The sequence below is a fragment of the Citrobacter sp. MGH104 genome, assembly GCF_001034485.1.
Classification (GTDB): Bacteria; Pseudomonadota; Gammaproteobacteria; order Enterobacterales; family Enterobacteriaceae; genus Citrobacter; species Citrobacter freundii.
Genome location: NZ_KQ089818.1, coordinates 2,659,433 through 2,676,662 on the forward strand (window position 1 = coordinate 2,659,433; position 17,230 = coordinate 2,676,662).

At 50.9% G+C, this 17,230-nt stretch carries 20 protein-coding genes; 15 read left to right on the plus strand and 5 right to left on the minus strand.

What is annotated here, in order from left to right; genetic code table 11:
- Positions 1-10 precede the first annotated feature (10 nt).
- On the plus strand, positions 11-634 hold the full coding sequence (gene iprA / locus SK34_RS12450) for a hydrogen peroxide resistance inhibitor IprA (RefSeq protein WP_003847633.1): 624 nt from the start codon (positions 11-13) through the stop codon (positions 632-634).
- 1 nt (position 635) lies between these two features.
- On the opposite strand, the gene ampH is transcribed toward iprA, so the two are convergent.
- Positions 636-1,793 (minus strand): D-alanyl-D-alanine-carboxypeptidase/endopeptidase AmpH, encoded by a 1,158-nt coding sequence (ampH, locus tag SK34_RS12455; protein ID WP_003021428.1) that lies wholly within the window; start codon positions 1,791-1,793, stop codon positions 636-638.
- Positions 1,794-2,177: 384 nt separating this feature from the next.
- On the opposite strand from ampH, the gene sbmA reads away from it, so the two are divergent.
- Positions 2,178-3,398, plus strand: a complete 1,221-nt coding sequence (sbmA, locus tag SK34_RS12460; RefSeq protein WP_044699333.1) for a peptide antibiotic transporter SbmA — start codon at positions 2,178-2,180, stop codon at positions 3,396-3,398.
- Positions 3,399-3,414: 16 nt separating this feature from the next.
- Positions 3,415-4,518 (plus strand): DUF1615 domain-containing protein, encoded by a 1,104-nt coding sequence (locus SK34_RS12465; RefSeq protein ID WP_003847631.1) that lies wholly within the window; start codon positions 3,415-3,417, stop codon positions 4,516-4,518.
- Here SK34_RS12465 and SK34_RS12470 read toward each other — a convergent pair.
- On the minus strand, positions 4,503-4,826 hold the full coding sequence (locus SK34_RS12470) for a DUF2755 family protein (protein WP_003836020.1): 324 nt from the start codon (positions 4,824-4,826) through the stop codon (positions 4,503-4,505). The genes SK34_RS12465 and SK34_RS12470 overlap by 16 nt on opposite strands.
- Positions 4,827-5,090: 264 nt before the next feature.
- Here SK34_RS12470 and SK34_RS12475 point away from each other — a divergent pair, with 264 nt between their 5' ends.
- On the plus strand, positions 5,091-5,309 hold the full coding sequence (locus tag SK34_RS12475) for a DUF2754 domain-containing protein (protein WP_003021440.1): 219 nt from the start codon (positions 5,091-5,093) through the stop codon (positions 5,307-5,309).
- A 23-nt stretch (positions 5,310-5,332) separates the two neighbouring features.
- On the opposite strand, the gene ddlA is transcribed toward SK34_RS12475, so the two are convergent.
- A complete protein-coding gene (gene ddlA / locus SK34_RS12480; protein ID WP_048233815.1) occupies positions 5,333-6,427 on the minus strand; it encodes a D-alanine--D-alanine ligase in 1,095 nt (364 codons plus the stop codon).
- A 301-nt stretch (positions 6,428-6,728) separates the two neighbouring features.
- On the opposite strand from ddlA, the gene SK34_RS12485 reads away from it, so the two are divergent.
- From SK34_RS12485 to adrA, 5 genes are all read left to right on the plus strand, one after another.
- Entirely contained in the window at positions 6,729-7,925 is a 1,197-nt protein-coding gene (locus tag SK34_RS12485; protein WP_003021445.1) for a multidrug efflux MFS transporter, read from the plus strand.
- A gap of 248 nt (positions 7,926-8,173) precedes the next feature.
- Positions 8,174-8,416 carry a sigma-S stabilization anti-adapter protein IraP gene (locus SK34_RS12490; RefSeq protein WP_003021448.1) on the plus strand — a complete coding sequence of 81 codons (243 nt, stop codon included), beginning with the start codon at positions 8,174-8,176 and terminating at the stop codon, positions 8,414-8,416.
- Positions 8,417-8,520: 104 nt separating this feature from the next.
- Complete coding sequence (gene phoA, locus SK34_RS12495) at positions 8,521-9,936, plus strand: alkaline phosphatase (protein WP_003021451.1); 1,416 nt, start codon at positions 8,521-8,523, stop codon at positions 9,934-9,936.
- A gap of 97 nt (positions 9,937-10,033) precedes the next feature.
- Positions 10,034-10,354 (plus strand): phosphate starvation-inducible protein PsiF, encoded by a 321-nt coding sequence (psiF, locus tag SK34_RS12500; RefSeq protein WP_003021454.1) that lies wholly within the window; start codon positions 10,034-10,036, stop codon positions 10,352-10,354.
- Positions 10,355-10,445: 91 nt separating this feature from the next.
- Complete coding sequence (adrA, locus tag SK34_RS12505) at positions 10,446-11,561, plus strand: diguanylate cyclase AdrA (RefSeq protein WP_085954043.1); 1,116 nt, start codon at positions 10,446-10,448, stop codon at positions 11,559-11,561.
- Positions 11,562-11,578: 17 nt separating this feature from the next.
- On the opposite strand, the gene proC is transcribed toward adrA, so the two are convergent.
- Positions 11,579-12,388, minus strand: a complete 810-nt coding sequence (gene proC, locus SK34_RS12510) for a pyrroline-5-carboxylate reductase (RefSeq protein WP_003021462.1) — start codon at positions 12,386-12,388, stop codon at positions 11,579-11,581.
- A gap of 189 nt (positions 12,389-12,577) precedes the next feature.
- On the opposite strand from proC, the gene SK34_RS12515 reads away from it, so the two are divergent.
- From SK34_RS12515 to ppnP, 5 genes are all read left to right on the plus strand, one after another.
- Entirely contained in the window at positions 12,578-13,033 is a 456-nt protein-coding gene (locus SK34_RS12515; RefSeq protein ID WP_003021467.1) for a YaiI/YqxD family protein, read from the plus strand.
- 186 nt (positions 13,034-13,219) lie between these two features.
- Positions 13,220-13,765 carry a shikimate kinase AroL gene (aroL, locus tag SK34_RS12520; protein ID WP_048233159.1) on the plus strand — a complete coding sequence of 182 codons (546 nt, stop codon included), beginning with the start codon at positions 13,220-13,222 and terminating at the stop codon, positions 13,763-13,765.
- 26 nt (positions 13,766-13,791) lie between these two features.
- Positions 13,792-13,983 carry a protein YaiA gene (yaiA, locus tag SK34_RS12525; RefSeq protein WP_003021472.1) on the plus strand — a complete coding sequence of 64 codons (192 nt, stop codon included), beginning with the start codon at positions 13,792-13,794 and terminating at the stop codon, positions 13,981-13,983.
- 246 nt (positions 13,984-14,229) lie between these two features.
- Positions 14,230-14,907, plus strand: coding sequence for an AroM family protein (locus SK34_RS12530; protein ID WP_048233161.1), 678 nt, complete (start codon positions 14,230-14,232; stop codon positions 14,905-14,907).
- Between the two features lie 71 nt (positions 14,908-14,978).
- Positions 14,979-15,263 carry a pyrimidine/purine nucleoside phosphorylase gene (ppnP, locus tag SK34_RS12535; RefSeq protein ID WP_003021477.1) on the plus strand — a complete coding sequence of 95 codons (285 nt, stop codon included), beginning with the start codon at positions 14,979-14,981 and terminating at the stop codon, positions 15,261-15,263.
- Positions 15,264-15,313: 50 nt separating this feature from the next.
- On the opposite strand, the gene rdgC is transcribed toward ppnP, so the two are convergent.
- Entirely contained in the window at positions 15,314-16,225 is a 912-nt protein-coding gene (gene rdgC, locus SK34_RS12540; protein ID WP_048233163.1) for a recombination-associated protein RdgC, read from the minus strand.
- A gap of 91 nt (positions 16,226-16,316) precedes the next feature.
- On the opposite strand from rdgC, the gene mak reads away from it, so the two are divergent.
- Complete coding sequence (mak, locus tag SK34_RS12545) at positions 16,317-17,225, plus strand: fructokinase (RefSeq protein ID WP_048233166.1); 909 nt, start codon at positions 16,317-16,319, stop codon at positions 17,223-17,225.
- Positions 17,226-17,230 lie beyond the last annotated feature (5 nt).

The following is a 17,230-nucleotide window of genomic DNA, read 5'->3' on the forward strand; positions in this document are numbered from 1 at the left end:
GAATGCCCAGATGTTGTCTGCAAATAAACCGCTTGTGGAATTTGGTAAGCTTGATAAATGTTTGTCGAAATATGGCAAACACTTTGAGTGTGATAACGATAAAGAAATAATTTATTCCAGTGATATAAACAGTGACGATACCTTTATCATTTTAAATGGTGTAATTTCCCTGAGGCGAGGGGAGAATGTGCTGGTCGGTATTGCACAGGCGCCATTTATTATGGGGCTTTCAGATGGCGTGATGAAAACAGATATACAATACAGATTAATCACGGAAAGCGATTGTACGGGATACCATCTACCTGCCTCACAAACAATTAATATAATTGAAGAGTGCCAGCTTTGGCGTGAAGCTTTTTGTTGGTTGGCATGGCAAAATTCCATGCTTGAATTGCGAGATCTGCAGTTGATCGGCAATAACTCCTACGATCAGATTCGCGCGACGCTGATATCCATGATGAAATGGGACGACGTACTGCGTTCGCGTATCGGCGTCATGAACTATATTCACCAACGCACGCGAATTTCCCGCTCGGTTGTCGCTGAGGTTCTCGCGGCTTTGCGTAAAGGTGGTTACATTGAAATGAATAAAGGCAAACTGGTGAGCATTAACCGTTTGCCTTTTGAGTATTAACTCAGGATGCGGGAATAACCTGCGGTTTGTTCCCGCTCAACTCTGCAACCAGATCGTTGATACCGTCACTCATATTGGTAAAACGGGTTAGCGGAGAACGGGTCACCACGATAAACGCACCGACGTTTTGTTGTGGGATCATCGCCATATAGGTGATGAAACCACCACCGCCGCCGGTTTTTTGAATAATTCCCGGTCGGCCATTCTTCGGCGCCATGTAGACCCAGCCCAAACCAAGCGCATCGGCTCTGCCTGGAACATCCATTCCCACCACTTTAGTTAACTGCGTACGCTGATAAATCAGCGTCTGCATCCGGTCGGCCTGCTGGCTACGATGATAAAAGTCAGAAGAGAGATACTGCTGCATCCAGCGCATCATATCGCCGGGCGTAGAATAGACACCGCCGCTGCCCATTGCCGCCAGCGTATTGTTACAGGGGCTGGCGCCTTTTTCCGCGACCATCAGGCGTCGGCATTGATCGGGGGACGGGGTAAAGGTGGTGTCTTTCATCCCCAGCGGACGGGTGATTTTTTCTTCAAACAGCTGCGGATAAGGCTTACCAGAGGCCGCTCCCAGCGCATCGGCCAGCAGGTCAAACGCCAGGTTGGAATAAGATGCCTGTGAACCCGGTGCGGCTTTCAACGTGGCAGTAGAGAGATAGCTCCAGCGCTGCTCGCGGGTTGGCCAGACAAACACCGGGCGCTTTGCCGCGCCGCCAGGCTGTTCGCGCGGCAGCGCGCTGGTATGCGTCGCCAAATTCACCAGCGTAATCGGCGTGCCCTGATAAGTCGGCACGCGTGCACCTGGAGGTGCATATTTACTCAATGGATCGTTGAGTTTGACCGTGCCCTGATCGAGCAATTTCACCAACATTTCGCTGGTCATTAATTTAGTGATTGAGGCAATTCGAATCACGGAATCAAGCTGTGGATGGACGTTGTTACCGGGACGCGTTTCGCCAAAGCTGCGAAATACGCGCTGATTACCATCAATCACCACGAGCGCCATCCCCGTAGCACCACTGCCGTAAAATATATGGTCGGCATAACGATCGACGATATCGGAGGCGAAAACCGGATCGGTTATAGGCTGTGCCGCCTGGACTGATGTCAATGACGCCGCACACAGCGCGGCAGAAAAAAGCAGACTACGTTTCAACGGTGGTGTCCATGAGTTAGAGAAAGTGAAAAAGGATGTCGTGCGTATGCGTATTTATACTACTCATCGGCGTATTGCAAAGCGCTTATCAACCAATGATAGTGGGAAAAACGTAACGATGAGTAAACGTAGGAGTTTCCTGGATTGCGGATGTTCGCTTTTGTGATCTCACGCTGTGATAATCTGCACATACTGGAACGTTGTCGAGTGTGAAAACCACAGAAACAATTCTTCATAACCGAGGTGCGAACTAAGTGCCTCGGTTTTGGTCACAATTTTCGGTTTCAGCTTGTGTTTTTGGGCGTAAGCCGTCTGGCCTCCGCACTCCACGGTGGCAAATGCACAGCAGTCGTCATAACGATAAGAAGTTAGCAGGAGAGCACTATGTTTAAGTCTTTTTTCCCAAAGCCGGGGCCGTTCTTTATTTCGGCATTTATTTGGGCATTTGTCGCCGTTGTATTCTGGCAAGCAGGTGGGGGAGCCTGGGTTGCACATATTACCGGCGCGTCGGGAGACGTACCTATTAGCGCAGCGCGTTTCTGGTCGTTGGATTATCTGATTTTTTATGCGTACTACATTCTTTGTGTCGGAGTGTTCGCGCTGTTCTGGTTTCTCTACAGCCCACACCGCTGGCAGTACTGGTCTATTCTGGGCACATCGCTGATTATTTTTGTGACCTGGTTTCTGGTTGAAGTCGGCGTCGCTGTCAACGCCTGGTACGCGCCATTTTATGACCTAATTCAAACTGCGCTCAGCACACCACACAAGGTGAAGATTGAGCAGTTCTATCATGAAGTTGGCATTTTTCTCGGCATTGCGCTAATAGCCGTGGTCATTGGCGTGATGAACAACTTCTTCGTCAGCCACTACGTGTTCCGCTGGCGTACCGCGATGAACGAACACTATATGGCGCACTGGCAGCATTTGCGTCACATCGAAGGCGCAGCGCAGCGTGTGCAGGAGGACACCATGCGTTTTGCTTCTACGCTGGAAGATATGGGCGTCAGTTTTATCAACGCGATTATGACGCTGATTGCCTTCCTGCCTGTACTGGTTACGCTCTCTGCCCATGTTCCTGACCTGCCGATTGTTGGACATGTGCCTTATGGCCTGGTGATTGCCGCGATTGTCTGGTCGCTGATGGGAACCGGTTTGCTGGCCGTGGTCGGGATAAAACTTCCTGGGCTGGAGTTTAAAAACCAGCGCGTGGAAGCGGCCTATCGTAAAGAACTGGTCTATGGCGAAGATGATGGCAACCGTGCGACGCCACCGACGGTGCGTGAACTGTTTCATGCGGTACGCCAAAATTACTTCCGTCTCTATTTTCACTATATGTACTTCAATATCGCCCGTATTCTTTACCTGCAGGTTGATAACGTTTTCGGCTTGTTCCTGCTGTTTCCGTCGATTGTTGCCGGTACGATTACGCTCGGCCTGATGACGCAAATCACCAACGTGTTTGGCCAGGTGCGCGGCTCGTTCCAGTATCTGATTAACTCCTGGACAACGTTAGTGGAACTGATGTCTATTTATAAGCGTCTGCGCAGCTTTGAACGAGAGCTTGATGGTCAGGACATTCAGGAAGTTACCCATACACTGAGTTAAATAATAAGGAGATGTTATGTCGACGGTTTCCCGTCTTTACCCCTTGTCTGGTCTGGCAGCACTGGTGCTGGTGGGATGTAGTAGCCAACCCGCGCAGCCGCTAAAAAAGGGGGAGAAAGCCGTCGATGTGGCGAGCGTGGTGCGCCAGAAAATGCCCGCCAGCGTGAAAGACCGGGACGCATGGGCGCAGGATTTGGCAAAGACTTTTGAAAGCCAGAAGCTGGCGCCGACGGTTGAAAATATCTGTTCGGTGCTGGCGGTCGCGCAACAGGAGTCAAATTACCAGGCGGATCCAGCCGTGCCGAACTTAAGTAAAATCGCCTGGAAAGAGATCGATCGTCGTGCCGAGCGTATGCACATCCCGCTATTTGTGGTGCATACCGCGCTGAAGATTAACTCGCCAACGGGGAAAAGCTACAGCGAGCGCCTGGATACGGTGAAAACCGAAAAACAGCTTAGCGCGATCTTTGATGATTTTATCAACATGGTACCGATGGGGCAGACGTTATTTGGTTCGCTTAATCCGGTGCATACCGGTGGGCCGATGCAGGTTAGCATCGCCTTTGCTGAGCAGCATGCCAGCGGCTACCCGTGGAAAATGGCGGGAACCGTGCGCCAGGAAGTATTTAGCCGCCGCGGTGGGCTGTGGTTCGGTACGTATCATCTGCTTAACTACCCGGCGAATTACAGTGCGCCAATTTTCCGCTTCGCCGATTTCAATGCCGGGTGGTATGCCAGCCGCAATGCAGCTTTCCAGAATGCGGTCAGTAAAGCCAGCGGCGTGAAGCTGGCGATGGACGGTGATTTAATTCTCTATGGCAGCAGCGAGCCGGGCAAAACGGAGCTGGCGGTACGTAAACTGGCCGGGAAGCTGGACATGAGCGAGAGTGAGATCCGCCGTCAGCTGCAAAAAGGCGACAGCCTGGCCTTTGAAGAGACCGCGCTGTACGAGAAAGTCTATAAGCTGGCGGAAGCGAAGGCGGGGAAAACGCTTCCCCGTGAAATGCTGCCTGGCATTCAACTGGAAAGCCCGAAGATCACACGTAACCTGACTACCGCGTGGTTTGCTAAACGCGTGGACGATCGTCGGGCGAAATGTATGGGTCAGTCATCGTTATGATGACGGCGGCGCCAACGCGCGAATGCCGCGATGGCGCCAAGAATCAGGCTTCCGGCGAGAAAAGGGACCAGTCCAAAAAGGGTTCCGACGCCCAGGCCGATTTCAACTCGCGGGCGCCCTGTCTCTTGCATTTGCAACTGCATCAACTGCTCATAGATGCCGGGAGCGTGGGCCAACAGATTTAAAATCTGCGCGCCTGCCCAGAAGCAAAACAGCACAAATACGGCATACGCAATGTTGCCGGGCAGGGTGGAGGGATCCCGATGCTTGCCCTTAAACAGGGATTTTGAGAGCGTAAAATCAGCCATAAAGACCTCCGGAAATAACCTGCTTTTTTTGACGTAATGCCTGTAACTGAAAGTGAGTCTGACAGGTGATCGGCAATGTCAATATCAGAATGATGGTAATTTCAGGTAGAGATTATTCCTGGATTTCGGTTTTTTGTTGGTGGTCACAATTATGTAACCTTAAGTGAAATTGAGTTACATTTAAGAAATTCCGCACAGGCCACAGACGCCCACGGGGAAATGTGCGAGGATGCCTCCCTGTGTTGTATATCCACCGGAGCCGTTATGAACCTGCCTGTTAAAATCCGCCGAGACTGGCACTATTATGCCTTCGCTATTGGGCTTATCTTTATTCTCAACGGCGTGGTGGGCTTACTCGGTTTTGAAGCGCAGGGGTGGCAAACCTATGCGGTAGGGCTGGTCACCTGGGTGATTAGCTTTTGGCTGGCCGGATTAATCATCCGTCGCCGCGTTGAAGATGATGAAGTAAAGGATGCCCAATAGCTATATCAGGCATCCTGGCGGGTTTACATACTGGTTTTCAGCGCGCTATCCGCAGCATGGCGTTCCAGCGCCAGTTCGATCAGGCGAGTGATCAAATCGGTATAGCCTAAACCGCTCGCCTGCCACAGCTTCGGATACATACTGATATTGGTAAAGCCTGGCAGCGTGTTGATCTCATTGATCACAACGTCGTTTTCAGCAGTTAAGAAAACGTCCACGCGCGCCATGCCGGCACAGCCCAGTGTCTGGTAGGCCTGAATGGCGATTTCGCGGATCTTGTCGTTAATCTCTGGTGCAATTGCTGCCGGAACGACAACTGTGGCACCGTTATCGTCAATGTATTTAGTGTCGTAAGCGTAAAAATCGCTGTTCAGCACAATCTCTCCACAGGTACTGGCCTGCGGATGATCGTTGCCCAGTACCGCACATTCGATCTCGCGGCCTTTGATCCCTTGCTCCACCACGACTTTATGATCGAATTCAAATGCCAGCGCAACGGCCTGATCGTATTGGGCTTCGCTGGTTACTTTGCTGACGCCAACGGACGATCCCTGGTTGGCCGGTTTTACAAACAACGGCAGACCCAGGCGGGATTCCACTTCGCTAAAGCTGATGCTGTTGCGATTGGCGCGAGTGAGCGTAATAAATGGCGCGATGATTAATCCGGCATCACGCAGCAGACGTTTGGTCACGTCTTTATCCATACAGGCCGCAGAACCCAGCACATCAGAACCTACGAACGGTAGGTTTGCCACGCGCAGCATGCCCTGCAGAGAGCCATCTTCACCCAGAGTGCCATGTACGATCGGGAAAATAACATCGACCGTCGGCAGCGGTTGACCGTTTTGTGCATCGATCAACTGGTGCGCTTGTTTACCCGGTACCTGCGCCAGGCTGGTCTCAGAAGGTCGCAATGCAATATGCGCCGGGTCGTCTGAATTGAGCAGATAATTACTGGCATCGCTGACGTGCCATTGCCCTTGTTTATCAATACCTAACAGCACAACGTCAAAGCGAGTCTTGTCGATGGCATCGACAATATTTTTTGCCGATTGCAATGACACTTCATGTTCCGCTGATTTACCACCAAATACGATTCCTACCCGCAACTTTGCCATCTTAAAAACCCATTCCATGAATGCAAAGCACATACATTACCACGACAAAACGCAGGTTTCCTCGGCTTCTGGCAGATTGTTTTGGCTGACGACAGGGGAATAGAACAGAACAAACAAGAGGCCCGCACGCGAAGCATAATCCCCTGCTTATATTATGGGTTTGATGTGAGCTGTATCACAAATATGATGAGCGGGAAGATAAAATACTAAACTGTGATTTATCGCACCTGTGGACCCTTATTCAGCTAAGTAATTTGTTAAGCTGCTCGCAGTTTTCAGCTACTTATCGTTATGAGTCCTTATGGAATCCTGGAGAGTTAATCTTATTTCCGTTTGGTTCGGGTGTTTTTTTACCGGACTGGCGATTAGCCAAATCTTGCCTTTTTTACCACTCTATATCTCCCAACTGGGCGTGACCTCGCATGAAGCGCTCTCAATGTGGTCCGGATTAACGTTCAGCGTCACCTTCCTGATTTCAGCTATTGTCTCTCCAATGTGGGGCAGTTTAGCCGACCGCAAAGGACGCAAGCTAATGCTGCTGCGGGCCTCACTGGGTATGGCCATTGCGATTTTGCTACAGGCATTTGCTACTAACGTCTGGCAGCTTTTTCTGCTGCGCGGGGTGATGGGGTTAACCTCCGGTTATATTCCTAATGCGATGGCGCTGGTCGCGTCACAGGTTCCGCGTGAACGCAGCGGCTGGGCGCTGAGTACGCTGTCGACGGCGCAAATTAGCGGTGTCATTGGTGGACCGTTAATGGGGGGCTTTATTGCCGATCACGTTGGCTTACGGGCGGTATTCTGTATTACCGCCGCTTTGCTGGTAGTGAGTTTTCTGGTCACACTGTTTTTGATCAAAGAGGGCGTTCGTCCGACGATTAAAAAAAGCGAACGTCTGAGTGGGAAGGCCGTATTTGCCTCGCTTTCACATCCGGCGCTGGTGATCAGCCTGTTTTTTACCACCATGGTGATTCAACTTTGTAACGGTTCAATTGGGCCAATTCTGGCGCTGTTTATTAAATCAATGGTCCCAGATAGTTCGAATATTGCCTTTCTCAGCGGGCTGATAGCCTCAGTACCGGGCATTTCTGCTCTGATTTCCGCGCCTCGACTTGGTAAATTAGGCGACCGTATTGGTACTGAGCGGATTTTAATGGCGACGTTAATCTTCGCGGTGGTGCTGTTTTTCGCTATGTCGTGGGTCACCACGCCGTTGCAGTTGGGAGTTCTCCGTTTTCTGCTTGGCTTTGCCGACGGTGCGATGTTGCCGGCGGTGCAGACGCTGTTAGTGAAATACTCCAGCGATCAGATAACCGGGCGCATCTTTGGTTATAACCAGTCATTTATGTATCTCGGCAACGTCGCCGGGCCATTAATGGGGGCGACGGTTTCGGCAATGGCGGGGTTCCGTTGGGTGTTCATTGCTACAGCAAGCATTGTGCTTATCAATATCTGGCAATTGGCTATTGCGTTGCGACGTCGGCGCGGGGGGCGTTGAGCTCCTGATTAACAACGCTGCCTGTCAGCGTTGTTAATCCATAATTGTGTATTATATATTTGTGTGATTATTAATTTTCTTACCTTTTTATATTGAATCATTCTGCGTCAAGACGCATTTACCCTTATTTTGTGTTGTGATTGTTTTCGCAAATCGTTTTATTACTTATAAAAATACAACTTTCATCCTCTAGGCAGTCGTGAGCCTTAATGATAACGTGACCCATATTTTGTTAAGGGAATAGGCAAATGAAAAACCTCGTCACTGAGTTGTTACTTAAACTCGCGCAAAAAGAAGAAGAGTCGCAAGATTTGGCGGTACAGGTCGAAACGTTAGAGCGGGTAATCATCGAAATGCTGCGCAATATGGCGTGGAACGATCGGCAAATATTTATTCGTCAAATTGAGGGGGCGCTGGCTGATGTAAACCGCATGCCCGCGTTTCTCACGAACATACATAACGCTTGCGAGATCGTACCAAAAGCGTTTTGAACCATCTGTGGCGGGGCACCCACAAATTATCATAAAAGTGTCACATCAAATACTTATAGTCGCTTTGTTTTAATTTTACCGTATTTATACATGGAGAATATAAAGTGAAACAAAGCGCACTCGCTATTGCCCTGTTACCTTTGCTGTTTACCCCGGTTATTAATGCAGAAACATCTACTGTAGCGGTTTTGGATAATCGTGCCGCTCAAGGTGATATCTCCACGCCGGGTGGCGCTCGCCGATTGTCTGCCGACCAAACCGCGGCTCTGCGCGAATCGCTGAACGACAAACCGGCCAAAAATATTATTTTACTGATTGGCGATGGGATGGGTGATTCCGAAATAACGGCAGCGCGAAATTATGCTGAAGGCGCGGGCGGCTTTTTTAAAGGTATTGATGCTTTACCGTTGACCGGACAATACACACATTATGCGTTGGATAAGAAAACCGGCAAGCCCGATTATGTGACAGATTCTGCAGCATCGGCGACGGCGTGGACGACCGGTGTTAAAACTTACAATGGTGCTCTGGGCGTTGATATTCATGAGAAAGATCACGCTACTATTCTGGAAATGGCCAAAGCGGCGGGTCTGGCGACAGGTAACGTTTCCACGGCTGAATTGCAGGATGCCACGCCTGCCGCACTGGTTGCCCATGTCACTTCGCGTAAATGCTATGGCCCGAGCGTGACGGCTGAAAAATGCCCGACGAACGCGCTGGAAAAAGGCGGTAAAGGGTCGATTACCGAACAATTATTGAATGCCCGTGCGGATGTTACGTTAGGTGGCGGGGCAAAAACTTTTACTGAAACCGCTACGGCAGGTGAGTGGCAGGGTAAAACGCTGCGTGAACAAGCACAGGCCCGTGGTTACCAGATGGTGAGTGATACCGCGACGCTGGCGGCGATTACCGAAGCGAATCAGGATAAACCGCTGTTGGGTCTGTTCTCTGACGGTAATATGCCAGTGCGTTGGGAAGGCCCGAAAGCGTCTTATCACGGAAATCTGGATAAGCCGGTAGTGACCTGCACGCCAAATCCAAAACGTAACGACAGCGTGCCGACTCTGGCACAGATGACGGATAAAGCGATTGAGCTGTTAAGCAAAAATGAGAAAGGCTTCTTCCTGCAAGTGGAAGGCGCGTCAATCGACAAACAAGATCACGCCGCTAACCCGTGTGGACAAATTGGTGAAACTGTCGATCTGGATGAAGCGGTGCAGCGTGCGCTTGCTTTTGCGAAGAAAGATGGCAACACCCTGGTCGTGGTAACCGCTGACCACGCGCATGCCAGCCAGATAGTCGCACCGGATACTAAAGCACCCGGTTTAACGCAAGCGCTGAACACCAAAGATGGTGCGGTGATGGTCATTAGCTATGGCAACTCTGAAGAAGAGTCCCAGGAGCACACCGGCAGCCAACTGCGTATTGCAGCCTATGGCCCTCATGCGGCGAATGTGGTTGGCCTGACCGATCAAACCGACCTGTTCTACACCATGAAAGCGGCGTTAGGACTGAAATAACCCGACGCCCGGCGGCAATACTTTTGCCGTCGGGTGGTTTTTTTATCGTTAGCAGCCAAACTTACCTGTGTGTCGTCGTTCAGAAAAGGATGGTGCTATGAAAATTACATTATTAATGACGTTGCTTTTTGGTCTTATTTTTTTAACTACCGTCGGTGCTGCCGAGAAGACATTAACCCCGCAACAACAACGTATGACCACCTGCAATCAGCAGGCAACGGCGCAAACCTTAAAAGGGGATGCGCGTAAGACGTATATGAGTGATTGCCTGAAAAACAGTAAATCTGGGCCTGAGGAAAAGAGTCTGACGCCGCAGCAGCAGAAAATGCGTGAATGCAACGTCAAGGCGACGGAGCAGTCTCTGAAAGGCGATGATCGTAATAAGTTTATGAGTGCTTGCCTGAAAAAATCTGCTTAGCACTTCCGGGTGAGCAGATAAAATCGCTCACCCGAAATATCATACTTCCGCCGCCAGACCCCTTCCTATAATTTGGGAAATTTGTTTCAGAATATTCCCAAATACGATGAATGATGAAAATTTTTATCAAAAGAAGGTCGTCTCAAATGAAGCATTTATATTGCTTCATCAAAATGACCACCAACGTTCCGGTCTGCGATTTGCCCGACGAATCAGGCTGCCGCGAGCAGTGGGATTGGGGGGAATGTTTTTCCCTATCGCGTCGGTATTAGTTTCTCAGCCAATAACCGGAGGCTGGTGGCTTTTGCTGGTGGGATGGGCATTTGTCTGGCCACATCTGGCATGGCAATTGGCAAGTAAAGCTGTCGATCCACTGCATAGCGAATATACCAACTTAAAAGCCGATGCCATCCTCGCCGGGATGTGGATGGGGATTATGGGGATAAACTTGCTGCCATCCACGGCGCTGTTGATGATTATCTGTATCAACCTGATGGGCGCAGGAGGTATGCGAGTCTTCATCGCAGGCGCCGTGTTGATGGTGGTTTCCTGCCTGGTGACGTTACAGTTAACGGATATCCCCATGGCTTTTAGCAGTACGCAGCTGAGCGTGCTGCTGTCACTGCCAGTGTTAGTGGTTTACCCGTTGCTGTTTGCCTGGGTGAGTTATAAGACGCTCATCCGGCTGGCAGAACATAAACGTCGCTTACAGGTTATGAGTACGCGAGATGGGATGACCGGGGTGTATAACCGACGTCATTGGGAACTGTTGCTGCGTAATGAATTTGATAATTGCCGCCGCCATCAGCGTGATGCCACGCTTCTTATCATCGATATCGACCATTTTAAGAGTATCAATGATACCTGGGGCCATGACGTAGGGGATCAGGCCATTGTTGCACTGACCCGCCAGTTACAGATGACCTTACGCGGTAGCGATGTGATTGGGCGTTTTGGCGGTGATGAGTTTGCGGTAATCATGTGTGGCACGTCGGCGAGCAGCGCGATTGCAGCGATGTCTCGTGTTCACGAACGGCTTACCCAACTGCGTTTATCTTGCGCGCCGCAGGTTGACCTGCGCATTAGCGTGGGCGTTGCGCCGCTGACATCTGAAACTGAACACTATAGAGAATGGTTAAAATCAGCAGATATGGCGCTCTATAAAGCAAAGAATTCCGGACGTAACCGCACTGAAGCGGCGGCATGACGTCCGGCGGTGTTAACTCAGGAGCGGCTGAGTTTTTCCGATTGCTCCATGCACTTAATCATCGCTTCAATTACTGATGAACGGAAACCGCGTTCTTCCAGGACGCGTACCGCCTCAATGGTGGTTCCACCTGGCGAGCACACCATATCCTTTAATTCGCCAGGATGTTTACCCGTTTCCAGCACCATCTTCGCCGAACCCATTACCGCTTGTGCCGCAAATTTATAAGCCTGCGCGCGGGGCATTCCCCCCTGAACGGCGGCATCTGCCATTGCTTCGATAAACATAAATACATAGGCCGGTGCTGAACCGCTGACACCAACGACCGGATGAATCATTGCCTCCGCAATGACTTCAGCTTCGCCAAAGCAGCGGAAGATATTCAGCACGTCAGCCGTATCTTCCGGCGTGACTAAGGCGTTTGGCGTGACGGAGGTCATTCCGGCGTTCACCAGCGACGGCGTGTTTGGCATCGCGCGAATGATTTTACGGTCGTGACCCAGCGCGCGGGCAAGCTGATCGAGGGTGACGCCTGCGGCAATTGAGACGACCAGGGAGTCTTTGTTCAGGCTGGAGGTAATTTCGCTCAGCACCTTAATCATAATGCCTGGCTTTACAGCCCCAAAAACAATATCAGCGATCTGCGCGACTTCTTGTGCAGACTGCGCCGCATTAATGCCGTACTGGTCGTGTAGCGCGGCGACCTTATCGGGGGAAGGGGTATAGACCCAGATTTGTCCGGGGAGAACCTGACCGCTGGCGATCATGCCGCCAAGAATGGCTTTGCCCATATTACCGCAGCCGATAAAACCAATTTTCTTGTCCATCTTGTCACTCCCTATGGATGATATTCATTGTTTTATACCCTAATTACTTCAAGTAACTTGAATTATTTGGGGTAAACCTGGGAAAGCTAAGCTTAGCGCGGAATGAATATGTTCAGAAGGAGAAACAGCACTTTGCCTGAAAGTAAAAGCACGCGACAATGTGCGGCAGCACAACAGTGGGGAGAAGTTATGACAATATGGGTGGATGCCGATGCGTGTCCGAATGTGATTAAAGACATTTTGTACCGCGCTTCTGAGCGCATGCAAATGCCGCTTGTTTTGGTGGCCAACCAAAGCCTGCGCGTCCCGCCTTCGCGTTTCATCAGCACATTACGTGTGCCTGCGGGCTTTGACGTGGCTGATAACGAGATTGTGCGTCAGTGCAGTGCTGGTGATTTAGTGATAACGGCAGATATTCCGCTGGCGGCTGAAGTGATTGAAAAAGGTGCGGCGGCGCTTAACCCGCGTGGCGAACGTTATACCGAAGCCACGATCCGCGAGCGTCTGATGATGCGTGATTTTATGGATACGCTACGCGCTAGCGGTATTCAGACCGGGGGGCCGGACAGCCTTTCGTCCCGCGACAGACAGCATTTTGCAGCTGAACTGGATAAGTGGTGGCTGGAAGTTCAGCGTAGAAAATAGTGTGTGTAATTTATTATTTACACTTTATTCGTTGTGAATTCTTGTTATAGTAGGGGTTAACTCATTTCGCCATTCTTTATGTAATTTTTTCTTTACGGTTTTGGCTGTGTACTAGTTTGATGATATGATTATATTTTTAACCGCATCAGATCCCGCTTGTTGGCGGCTCTCTGGGGAAATTCTGTGATGACGCAACCTCTTTTTCTTGTTGGCCCCCGGGGGTGTGGTAAGACGACAACCGGTATGGCGCTGGCAAAGGCTATTGATTTCCAGTTCGTTGATACCGATCGCTGGTTGCAATCGCACGTGCAAATGACCGTGGCGGAAATCGTCGAAAGAGAAGGGTGGGAAGGGTTTCGTGCCCAGGAAACGACCGCTCTGCAGGCTGTCACAGCACCAGCAACGGTTGTTGCGACCGGCGGCGGTATTATTCTTACCGAATTTAACCGTCACTACATGCGCAGCCACGGCGTGGTTATCTATTTAAGCGCACCGGTATCGGTACTGGTTGATCGTCTGGAGGCGACGCCTGAAGAAGGATTACGACCTACCTTAACCGGCAAGCCGTTGACTGAAGAAGTGCAGGAAGTGCTCGCCCAGCGAGATGCTTTGTATCGCGAAGTCGCGCACTATATCGTTGATGCCACCAATGCGCCTGCGCAGGTGGTGGAAGACATTCTTGGAATACTGGCGCAGGCAGCGCCACGGTTGCAGGGCGGTGTCTATACTTAATGTTCATCCAGTGAAAAGGAAGAACTATGCCGACACAACCACCTTACCCACGTCAAGCGACCATTGTTACGGTTGAAAAAGGGACGCCAGGCCAGACGGTAACCTGGTATCAACTTCGTGCCGATCACCCTAAACCGAATTCGTTGATCAGTGAGCATCCTTCAGCTCAGGAAGCGATGGATGCTAAAAAACGCTACGAAGACCCCGATAAAACCTGATGTGAAGACCGCTCTGGCACGAGTCTTAAAAGTGCCAGTCCGTGCGTGCATCACATTATTTTAAATTTCGCCGTATACAGTAAAAATTGAAAATTAAACAATAACAATCCAGTACTGGAATGATCTGGAATCTTTACACAATACACCGCCGATCTACTGCTACGCTTTTGAGCATTTGTAGCACAGGTCAGCGCCCGGCACTTATCCGGGATTTCACAGCAAAGTAAGAAGACGGTGGAGCAACAAATGAGTACGTCGTTGGCTATCCTCACGATTGGCGTTGTGCCGATGTGTGAGATGTTACCGCTCCTGACGGAATATATTGATGAACAGCACATTACTCACCACAGTCTGCTGGGGCAGATGCAGCGAGAAGATGTGATGGCCGAGTACGGGGCTTCACCCGGTGACGAGCTGTTATTAACACTGCTTAGCGACCACCAACTTGCTCATGTCTCACGTCAGAAAGTGGAACGCTCGCTGCAAAGCATTGTGGAGGTTCTCGATAATCAGGGATTTGATGTGATCCTGCTGATGAGTACCGCCTCAATCACCCGTCTGACCGCCCGCAATAGTATCTTGTTGGAACCCATACGCATTATTCCCCCGTTAGTGGCTTCAATTGTCGAAGGGCATCAGGTTGGGGTCATTGTACCTGTTGCTGAATTGCTCAAAGCCCAGACACAAAAGTGGCTGGTGTTACAAACTCCGCCAGTGTACGCCGTGGCGAATCCAGTAGAAGGTTCTGAACAACAGCTGATTGATGCCGGAAAATATCTCCTTGAGCAAGGCGCTGATGTTCTCATGCTGGACTGCCTGGGTTTTCATCAACGCCATCGTGATTTACTGCAAAAGTCGCTGGATGTCCCGGTTCTGTTGTCCAATGTGTTGATTGCTCGACTGGCTTCGGAATTGCTGGCGTAATTTTGCGTGACAGGTGGAACGTCAGCCCCCTATATTGGTTCCTAACTTAATCACGAGATAGGGCCAGTTGTATGCTTCAAAGTAATGAATACTTTTCCGGCAAAGTAAAATCGATCGGTTTTACCAGCAGCAGTACTGGCCGCGCCAGTGTAGGCGTGATGGCTGAAGGTGAATATACCTTTGGTACTGCGGCGCCTGAAGAGATGACGGTAGTTAGTGGCGCACTGAACGTGCTGCTGCCAGGGGAAACCGAGTGGAAAGTGTATGCCGCAGGAGACGTGTTTAACGTACCGGGCAACAGCGAGTTTCATCTGCAGGTAGCAGAGCCAACATCCTATCTTTGCCGCTATTTGTAAGCGTAAAAATGACGAATGGCGATATTGAGTCGCCATTCGCTAAACACGGCTTAACGTTGCGCTTCGCCGCCTAATCCTTCCACCAGACTTTTAATCAGCGCCGCCAGTTCACCTGTCATCAGGATGAAATCGGCATCAAAACGCTGAGCATAATCTTCGCGGTCGATATCTTCATTCTGATCGCGCAGCTCGTCGCTGAACTTCAGACGCTTAATGGAGCCGTCGTCACACATAACGAACTGAATACGCTGCTGCCAGTCGAGGGCCAACTTGGTGACCAGTTTGCCCGCCTCAATATGCACGGCGATTTCGTCGCAGACCAGATCCTGTTTTTTCGCGTGGATCACACCGCCGTCTTCAAGGATCGCTTTCAGTTCAGCTTCATCCAGTAACTGGAATCCTTGTGCTGTTGTGCCGGAGCGAACCCATTCGGTCAGCGTCAGCTCAATAGGGTTCTCCATCGTCAGCGGAACGACCGGCAGCGAACCGAGGCTTTTACGCAGCAGCGCCAGCGTATCTTCCGCTTTTTTCGCGCTTGCACAGTCGACCATGATCAGATCGTTGACGGTGTCGATCCACATCATTGTCTGGCTGAAGCGGCTAAAGGCGCGCGGCAGCAATGAGTGCAGAACTTCATCTTTCAGTGAGTCTTTTTCGGTCTTCTTGAGTTTGCGACCTTGCTCAGCTTCCAGTTTGAATATTTTGGCTTCCAGCGCCTGTTTGATAACCGGCGACGGCAGAATTTTTTCTTCTTTGCGGGCGCAGATAATAATTTGGCCATTGGCGGTATGCGTTAATGCATCGCTGTGCGATCCCATCGGCGGAACCCAGCCCATTTTTGCCATATCCTGGCTACCGCAAGGGGTGAACGTCATTGATGCCAGCTGTTTTTCCATCTCTTCGGCACGCAAAGAAACATCGCGGCTAAGACGGTAAACCATTAAATTTTTGAACCACAGCATGATAATTTCCACGGCCTTGTCGTTAAATCCAGCGGGCATGATAGCGAATTGTCGCTATGCTTGCATTGTTAATCGGGAAGAGGAGCAAACAGTGCGTATAGGTATCGATTTGGGCGGTACGAAAACGGAAGTTATTGCGCTTGGCGATGCGGGCGAACAGCTTTTTCGCCATCGCCTGCCCACGCCGCGTGATGATTATCGGCAAACGATAGAAACCATCGCCATGCTGGTGGAGATGGCGGAAAACGCCACCGGGCAGACGGGAACCGTTGGAATGGGCATTCCCGGTTCAATCTCGCCCTACACCGGGGTGGTAAAGAATGCCAACTCGACCTGGCTTAACGGGCAACCTTTTGACAAAGACCTGAGTGCGCGTCTGAATCGCGAAGTGCGGTTGGCAAATGATGCCAACTGTCTGGCGGTTTCTGAAGCGGTGGATGGTGCGGCGGCGGGGGCGCAAACCGTGTTTGCGGTGATTATCGGCACCGGATGTGGCGCAGGCGTGGCGCTGAATGGTCGGGCGCACACGGGCGGTAACGGTACCGCGGGCGAGTGGGGGCATAATCCGCTGCCGTGGATGGACGAAGATGAGCTGCGTTTTCGACAGGAAGTACCTTGTTATTGCGGCAAACAAGGCTGCATTGAAACCTTCATTTCCGGTACCGGTTTTGCCACCGACTACCAGCGCCTGAGCGGTAAGCCGCTCAAAGGCAGTGAAATTATCAGCCTTGTTAATGCGCAGGATACTCTTGCGGAGCAAGCGTTGAGCCGCTATGAGCTTCGTCTGGCGAAATCACTGGCACATGTGGTGAATATTCTCGATCCGGACGTCATTGTGCTGGGTGGCGGAATGAGCAATGTCGATCGACTGTATCAAAACGTTCCGACGTTGATGAAGCAATTTGTTTTTGGCGGCGAGTGTGAAACGCCTCTACGCAAGGCGTTGCACGGTGACTCCAGCGGCGTGCGTGGCGCGGCCTGGCTGTGGCCGCACGTATAAACGGT

What these genes read in the sequence shown, in the direction of transcription:
- iprA (WP_003847633.1), top strand. Translation starts at nt 11, where the DNA reads ATGTTGTCTGCAAATAAACCGCTTGTGGAATTTGGTAAGCTTGATAAA.
- rdgC (WP_048233163.1), bottom strand. Translation starts at nt 16,225, where the DNA reads ATGCTGTGGTTCAAAAATTTAATGGTTTACCGTCTTAGCCGCGATGTT.
- SK34_RS12485 (WP_003021445.1), top strand. Translation starts at nt 6,729, where the DNA reads ATGGAATCCTGGAGAGTTAATCTTATTTCCGTTTGGTTCGGGTGTTTT.
- ppnP (WP_003021477.1), top strand. Translation starts at nt 14,979, where the DNA reads ATGCTTCAAAGTAATGAATACTTTTCCGGCAAAGTAAAATCGATCGGT.
- aroL (WP_048233159.1), top strand. Translation starts at nt 13,220, where the DNA reads ATGACGCAACCTCTTTTTCTTGTTGGCCCCCGGGGGTGTGGTAAGACG.
- SK34_RS12470 (WP_003836020.1), bottom strand. Translation starts at nt 4,826, where the DNA reads ATGGCTGATTTTACGCTCTCAAAATCCCTGTTTAAGGGCAAGCATCGG.
- yaiA (WP_003021472.1), top strand. Translation starts at nt 13,792, where the DNA reads ATGCCGACACAACCACCTTACCCACGTCAAGCGACCATTGTTACGGTT.
- ddlA (WP_048233815.1), bottom strand. Translation starts at nt 6,427, where the DNA reads ATGGCAAAGTTGCGGGTAGGAATCGTATTTGGTGGTAAATCAGCGGAA.
- SK34_RS12490 (WP_003021448.1), top strand. Translation starts at nt 8,174, where the DNA reads ATGAAAAACCTCGTCACTGAGTTGTTACTTAAACTCGCGCAAAAAGAA.
- SK34_RS12475 (WP_003021440.1), top strand. Translation starts at nt 5,091, where the DNA reads ATGAACCTGCCTGTTAAAATCCGCCGAGACTGGCACTATTATGCCTTC.
- SK34_RS12465 (WP_003847631.1), top strand. Translation starts at nt 3,415, where the DNA reads ATGTCGACGGTTTCCCGTCTTTACCCCTTGTCTGGTCTGGCAGCACTG.
- SK34_RS12530 (WP_048233161.1), top strand. Translation starts at nt 14,230, where the DNA reads ATGAGTACGTCGTTGGCTATCCTCACGATTGGCGTTGTGCCGATGTGT.
- proC (WP_003021462.1), bottom strand. Translation starts at nt 12,388, where the DNA reads ATGGACAAGAAAATTGGTTTTATCGGCTGCGGTAATATGGGCAAAGCC.
- sbmA (WP_044699333.1), top strand. Translation starts at nt 2,178, where the DNA reads ATGTTTAAGTCTTTTTTCCCAAAGCCGGGGCCGTTCTTTATTTCGGCA.
- SK34_RS12515 (WP_003021467.1), top strand. Translation starts at nt 12,578, where the DNA reads ATGACAATATGGGTGGATGCCGATGCGTGTCCGAATGTGATTAAAGAC.
- psiF (WP_003021454.1), top strand. Translation starts at nt 10,034, where the DNA reads ATGAAAATTACATTATTAATGACGTTGCTTTTTGGTCTTATTTTTTTA.